The 6516-nt window shown below is 40.6% G+C and carries 5 protein-coding genes; 1 reads left to right on the top strand and 4 read right to left on the bottom strand.

Annotation, left to right across the window (positions count from 1 at the left end; all coding sequences use genetic code 11):
- Window positions 1-232 precede the first annotated feature (232 nt).
- Both betT and J2Y37_RS15465 read right to left on the bottom strand, forming a co-directional pair.
- The gene (gene betT, locus J2Y37_RS15470; RefSeq protein WP_349033379.1) at window positions 233-2200 is read right to left on the bottom strand and encodes a choline BCCT transporter BetT; all 1968 of its coding nucleotides are present in this window, start codon (window positions 2198-2200) and stop codon (window positions 233-235) included.
- A 275-nt stretch (window positions 2201-2475) separates the two neighbouring features.
- Window positions 2476-3072, bottom strand: coding sequence for a TetR/AcrR family transcriptional regulator (locus J2Y37_RS15465; protein ID WP_004668139.1), 597 nt, complete (start codon window positions 3070-3072; stop codon window positions 2476-2478).
- Window positions 3073-3157: 85 nt separating this feature from the next.
- Between J2Y37_RS15465 and J2Y37_RS15460 the strand changes: the two genes are divergently transcribed.
- The gene (locus J2Y37_RS15460) at window positions 3158-4366 is read left to right on the top strand and encodes an oxygenase MpaB family protein (RefSeq protein WP_349033378.1); all 1209 of its coding nucleotides are present in this window, start codon (window positions 3158-3160) and stop codon (window positions 4364-4366) included.
- Between the two features lie 57 nt (window positions 4367-4423).
- On the opposite strand, the gene J2Y37_RS15455 is transcribed toward J2Y37_RS15460, so the two are convergent.
- Both J2Y37_RS15455 and J2Y37_RS15450 read right to left on the bottom strand, forming a co-directional pair.
- Window positions 4424-6160 carry a cation acetate symporter gene (locus tag J2Y37_RS15455; RefSeq protein WP_005194612.1) on the bottom strand — a complete coding sequence of 579 codons (1737 nt, stop codon included), beginning with the start codon at window positions 6158-6160 and terminating at the stop codon, window positions 4424-4426.
- Window positions 6141-6473, bottom strand: coding sequence for a DUF485 domain-containing protein (locus J2Y37_RS15450; protein ID WP_004668136.1), 333 nt, complete (start codon window positions 6471-6473; stop codon window positions 6141-6143). Before J2Y37_RS15450 ends, J2Y37_RS15455 begins: the two co-directional genes overlap by 20 nt.
- Window positions 6474-6516 lie beyond the last annotated feature (43 nt).

Here is a 6516-nt window from a genome sequence, read left to right as displayed (position 1 = left end):
CCAAATCCTTGTTTCTCAACAAGTTTTTATCTGCATCACCGCCGATGGATGTGCATTCTACAGCATTTCCAATCCCACACAACCCCTTTTTTTAACTTTTACTTTCGCTTGTTTCTTTTTTCTACAAAAATGATTGATTTGGTGTTTTTATCGGCATAAATATGAATTTTTATGCCTTAAATAGCAAAAAAGAAGTCCCTGAGGACTTCTTTTTTGCTTGTTTTGTACTTTATCAGCTTCGCACAACGTTAAGAAAATATAAGTGGCGTTCGTATTGATCAATAATATCTTGGATCAAGTCTTCTTGTGTCCAATCCATTACATCATAATTTTGCCCACCTTCACGCAAGAACACCTCAGCTTGAAAATATTCACTATCATCCGCTTCACCCTGCCCAAGCATAAAGCTCGGTGGCGTGGTCTTGCTTGAAAAAACAGTATATTCAAAGTTAATTTCTTGGTGATGATCGACACGCAAACGTAAACCTTGCTCAGTTTCATCAATAGCGACGCTTAACTTCCGACGTTTAAATTCGGCTTGTACTGCCTCAAATGCTTTTAGCACTTGAGTTGCAATATATTGCTTCACCTCACCTTCCGTATGAGGGTAATGCATAATCAAGCCTAAACGCTGTTGCCAACTGCGTGGATTGTTCATCGCTCTTGGCGTGGTTCGAGCTTCGGTCAACATTTTTGATTTGGTAGCATCGAGATTCAACGCTTTCAGTAAACCCCAAGCCATCAGCAGCATAATCACGGCAAATGGTAATGCGCTCACCAACATTGAAGCCTGTAACGTGGACAAACCACCAACCAAGAGCAAACAAATCGTGAGGATCGAAATCAGCACCACCCAGAATACACGCTGCCATGCAGGTGTGTTTTCATCTTTAGCCGTGAGATAGTTCACAACCAAGGCACCTGAATCCGCAGAGGTCACAAAGAAAAGTAAAACCAGTATTGCCGCCAATAAGCTCATCACAGCCGAGAACGGCAAATGATTTAAAAACTCAAAAAGTGCCACTGATGAATCTTGTTGCACCATTTGCATCAACGCAATATTGTTTTCTTGCATGATGCTAAAGAGTGCGGCATTTCCCCAGAAACCCATCCAAACAATGGTAAAACCTGTCGGAATCAAAATAACGCCGAGAATAAATTCTCGAATGGTTCGACCTCGTGAAACACGCGCGATAAACATCCCAACAAATGGTGACCACGCGATCCACCAAGACCAATAAAAAACCGTCCAGCCGCCGATCCAACCCGTCGACTCATAGGCCTGTAAATTAAAAGTCATCACAAATAAGTTGGAAAGATACTGTCCCGTATTTTCAACGGTAGTGCGGAGTAAGTGTAGCGTTGGTCCTGCCAAGAAAACAAAAACCACCAATATTACTGCAAGTATTAAATTAAGTTCTGATAGGCGCTTTACACCTTTATCTAACCCAGCAAAAACCGACAAAGCAGCCAAGATACTAACGAAAATAATTAAACCAATTTGTGTGCCAGTACTCTGCTCGATACCTACTAAATAATTTAAACCAGCATTGACCTGTAATACACCAAAGCCCAATGAAGTTGCGACACCAAAAATCGTCCCAACAGTGGCAAAGGTATCAATGGCATCGCCCCATCGACCATAAATTCTTTTACCGATCAGTGGATACAATGCAGAACGTGTTTTTAATGGTAAATTATGGCGATAAGAAAAATAAGCGAGAGATAAGCCCACTAAGGCATACACAGCCCAAGCATGTACACCCCAGTGAAAGAAGGTGATTCTTATTGCTTCTTTAGCTGCTTGAACCGTCTCAGGATCACTACTTGGAGGAGTGACATAATGCATGACAGGTTCTGCCACACCAAAGAACATCAATCCAACCCCCATCCCTGCGGTAAACAGCATCGCGAACCAAGAGCCGTTACTATAATCTGGCTGGCTATGATCGGGTCCCAATTTAATATTGCCGCTTGATGAGCACGCAATATAAACCAACAACACAAGGAAGATAGCAACACACAAAATATAGAACCAACTAAAAGAGTCCGTAATCCATTGTTTTGCTTGTGCAGTTAAATTTTCAAAGAGATCAGGTGCAATGATTGCAAATGAAAGAAAAACGACAATGATCAATACCGTACTAAAGAAAACATTTCGGTTGACGTTAGCCAACCAAGATGATGTTTTGGAATGCATATTTTCTCCATACTGTTCTAATAGCTATTGCTTGGCTTAGGCACACTAGAAGACGGAAATTGAATAATAAAAAACGTCTAATATGTAAAAAACTCATCAGAGTTTATCAAATGGAAGTACCAATCTTGCTCACACAAAACTGACCACTTTCCAATAAAAACCTTTCTTTCGGTTATTTTTAGGGTAACAAAGAATGTACTGAACAGCTAATCATCAACCACTTTGCTCACCAATACACTACACATTGCAGCAAATAAAGCATGACCGTGTTCGACTTAAACTGTATCTAAAAAAGCAATAATCATTTTTCCAAGTTCTTGTTGCAATCGTTGCTCTTCAATCAAAAAAGTATTCTTACTGACATAGCGCATCATGGTAAATAAAGTACTGTTAATAATCACAAAAGATTTATGTTTCAAGGTTTCAAAATCCCAATGCGGATAATAACGCCCAAATAAATACATCCCGATTTCTAAAAAATGTCTTTCCAAAATTTGTGATGCTTCTGAATCACTATAAGCATGCCAATTTTTTAAAATTTCAATAAAAAAACCTTGATCTGATTTCAAAGATTCAAAGCCAAACGCAATACTTAATGTGATGATGTCTTGAATAGATGCTTGCTGCTGCAAGGTCACCAACTGTTTTAAAGCTTGTCCTAGATCTTCGCTTTTGCGTAATAATAATTCAGCAATAATCTGTTCTTTATTCTCAAAATACTGATAAATCGACCCAACACTAACGCCTGATTTTTCAGAAATTTTGGGCGTGGTGACATGCAACACACCATATTCTGAAATGCATTTTTGCGTTCCTTCCAAAATACTTTCCACAATCATTTTGGCACGTTGTTGCTGTGGTCGCTTCCTCATACTTCGTCTCAATTTAAATGCGAATTGAATGCGAATATTTATTCATATTATGCTTTGATTAAATAACAATCAGAGGCATTATGCAATGCAAAGTATGATTAGACCAAAACGCTTAGCGTCCTTTAAGCAAATGATTCAGTCAAATATCAAAACTAAAATCTTAAGTTATATGACTGATCAAAAAGTCCAACCGAGTTACGAAGAATATCTCGCCCTCAACATCGCATTGCAAAGTGGTGATGAACCGATGGATCAAGTGATGCGTTGGGTGATGCTCAACCCTCGACAACATCGAAAATATTTTGAAACGGCGCTATATCAAGGTTTAGATCAACTGCCACATGAGATTCCAGAACTGACGACCTTTTTTGATTTGGTGCAACAGCCCCCTAGTTGGTACGAGCAAAGTAAAATAGATGCCGCACTCAAATTCACCTATCGCTTAGGTGCCAATAATGGTTTTATTTTAAGAGATTTATCCTTGATGACGGGTTATATGTATCCCGGATTTAATCAACCTTTGGTACTGACAGGTGCATTAAACAAACAAGCAGGTACACGTTTGGCTGAAACCACCAAATGGTGGATCGATATTACCGAACAGGATGGTTTTGCGCGTTTCAGCAAAGGTTTTACCTCAACGATTTATGTTCGTTTCATTCATTCACTGGTTCGTCATCAACTACAAAAGTCAGAAAAATGGGATGCTGAAATATGGGGAGTACCGATTAACCAGTACGATCAAGCGATGACCAATATTGCATTTAGTGGTGTGGTTTTGATTGGCATTCGTGCACTCGGAATTTTCCCAAATCAGCAAGAAGTAGACAGTTTTCTGCATTTTTGGAAATATGCGGGCTGGCTCATGGGGATCGATGAAAAATGGCTAGTGGATAAAGAATCAGACGGTTGGAAACTGATCTATTGGATGCAATTCGCGCACCCACAATCCGATGCCAGTAGTATTTCACTTGGTTCGAGTCTTTCTAAAGAACCTTTTGAACGGCAATATCGCTATCTTGGTACTTTTCAACAAAAGCTAGCTTATCGACAACATTTAGAAATGACCCAGTTCTTTATTGGACGTAAAAAAATGAAAAAATTGGGACTTGCCCCTCGATTCGCATCTTGGTTTGCTTATTATCTGCTGTTGCGCAATCTGACACTTTATACAGGCGCAAGATTCATTCCTCAATTGAATGTTTTGTTGGAGCGTAACGGTCGACACATGCAAAAATCGGGATTGTCTTTGTATCAGAACCAATCAAAACAGCTCGCGAGCATGCATCAATAAACATATAAAAAAACCCTCATTTGATATGAGGGTTTTGTTTTTAAGGATCAAATGTGTTTAGTGATCTGAAGCGCCTGTAGCTCCGACACCTGTCATTGAACGCACATACTGCGCATCAAATGCTTTGCGCTCTTTTTCTGCACGTGCTGACTTATCCGTTACAGAGAAGAACCAACAGCAGAAGAATGATAATGGCATTGCAAATAATGCTGGACCATTAAATGGATTTGGCGCTGTTTCAGCAATACCCAACGTATCCACCCAAACCGCTTTAGAAAGAATAATCAAACTTACAGCACCGACCAAACCAACCAAACAGCCAATCACTGCACCACGAGTGGTTAGACCTTTCCAGAACATTGATAACACAAGAATTGGGAAGTTTGCACAACATGCGACAGAGAATGCCAATCCAACCATAAATGCTACGTTTTGCTTTTCGAACAAAATACCCAAGATCATCGCAAAAATAGCTAAACCTAAAGTTGCCATTTTTGACATACGCAACTCAGATGCAGGTGTGGTTTTACCTTTTTTAAACACGTTTGCATACAAGTCATGTGAGATCGCAGAAGCACCTGAAAGGGTCAAGCCTGCAACCACCGCAAGGATCGTTGCAAAGGCCACCGCCGAAATGAAGCCCATGAACAAATCGCCACCAACGGCATCACTCAGATGCACCGCAGCCATGTTATTACCACCCATCAGTTCTAACTTGCCTGTCACTGCCATTTTTGCAAGATCAAGGAATTGCGGATTGTTCGCAACGAATAAGATCGCACCGAAACCAATGATAAAAGTTAACAAATAGAAGTAGCCAATAAAGCCCGTCGCAACCACAACCGATTTACGTGCTTCTTTTGCATCTTTCACGGTGAAGAAACGCATTAGAATATGTGGTAAACCTGCGGTACCAAACATCAAGGCCAAACCAAGTGAAACTGCATCAATTGGATTTGCGGTCAGTGTTCCCGGCCCCATAATTCTAAGTGCTTCATCCCAACTTAAATGGTGTGCTTGACTATAAACATCAATCGCCTGATTAAACATATTGGTAAAGCTAAAACCAACTGCTTTCATCACCATAAAGGCCATGAAGGTTGCACCGCTGAGTAACATCACCGCCTTAATGATTTGTACCCATGTGGTGGCTAACATTCCACCAAACATGACATAGGCCATCATCAATAGACCAACGATCACCACCGCAAGATTATAGTTCAAACCAAATAACAGTTTGATCAACTGACCTGCACCCACCATTTGAGCAATCAAATAGAAAGCCACCACCACCAATGAGCTAATGGCTGCCAAAGTACGGACTGGCTTCTCTTCCAAGCGGAATGAAACAACATCAGATAGATTATATTTACCTAAATTACGTAACCGCTCAGCCACCAGGAATAAAACAATCGGCCAACCAACCATAAAACCGAGCGAGTACAACAGACCATCAAAGCCTGACATAAAGACGAGCGCAGAAATACCCAAGAATGATGCAGCAGACATATAGTCGCCTGCAATCGCTAAGCCATTTTGGAAGCCACTAATGCCCCCACCTGCGGTATAAAAGTCTTGTGTTGATTGGGTTTTTTTGGCTGCCCATTTGGTGATCAATAGAGTTAAACCCACAAAGATCATGAACATGATGATCGCATGCCAGTTGGTCGCTTGTTGCTCTGCTGCACCGAGATCAGGCCCAGCCAATGCAATACTTGAACAACACATGCTGGTCAGTGCCAAGAGTGTCGCTTTAAATGATGTCCCTTTCATCTCAGTGCTTCCCTTTTTCATGTGCAATCGCCTCAACTTCCTTGAGTGCCTCTTCATTGAGTTGGTCAAGTTTATTATTGGCAATGTAGGAATACACACCACATAATAAAAACGACAACACGATAATGCTTAATCCGAGAGGAATGCCCCAAGTCGTGACACCACCACTAAATGAGCTTGCTAGAAATTCTTTGTTGTAGCCAACCAAAAGCATAAAGCCAACGTAGATAAACAACATGATTGCTGTTAGCGTCCAACTTAAAATACTTTTCCTTCTCACCATTTCTTTAAACTTTGGATTTTGTAGAATCTGCTCTACTTGTGAATCATCCATAATCAACTCCTTATTTTTGTGTCCAACCATGGACCCCTTTTTC

Origin of the sequence: Acinetobacter sp. 3657 (genome assembly GCF_031456775.1) — a bacterium.
In the GTDB taxonomy this organism is placed as follows: domain Bacteria; phylum Pseudomonadota; class Gammaproteobacteria; order Pseudomonadales; family Moraxellaceae; genus Acinetobacter.
The sequence above is the reverse complement of the archived record's forward strand: the minus strand, read 5'-3'. Positions and strand labels throughout refer to the sequence as shown.

Bases quoted from the DNA above. Each gene is read 5' to 3' on its own strand.
- betT (WP_349033379.1), bottom strand. From the start codon at position 2,200: ATGCATTCCAAAACATCATCTTGGTTGGCTAACGTCAACCGAAATGTT.
- J2Y37_RS15465 (WP_004668139.1), bottom strand. From the start codon at position 3,072: ATGAGGAAGCGACCACAGCAACAACGTGCCAAAATGATTGTGGAAAGT.
- J2Y37_RS15460 (WP_349033378.1), top strand. From the start codon at position 3,158: ATGCAAAGTATGATTAGACCAAAACGCTTAGCGTCCTTTAAGCAAATG.
- J2Y37_RS15455 (WP_005194612.1), bottom strand. From the start codon at position 6,160: ATGAAAAAGGGAAGCACTGAGATGAAAGGGACATCATTTAAAGCGACA.
- J2Y37_RS15450 (WP_004668136.1), bottom strand. From the start codon at position 6,473: ATGGATGATTCACAAGTAGAGCAGATTCTACAAAATCCAAAGTTTAAA.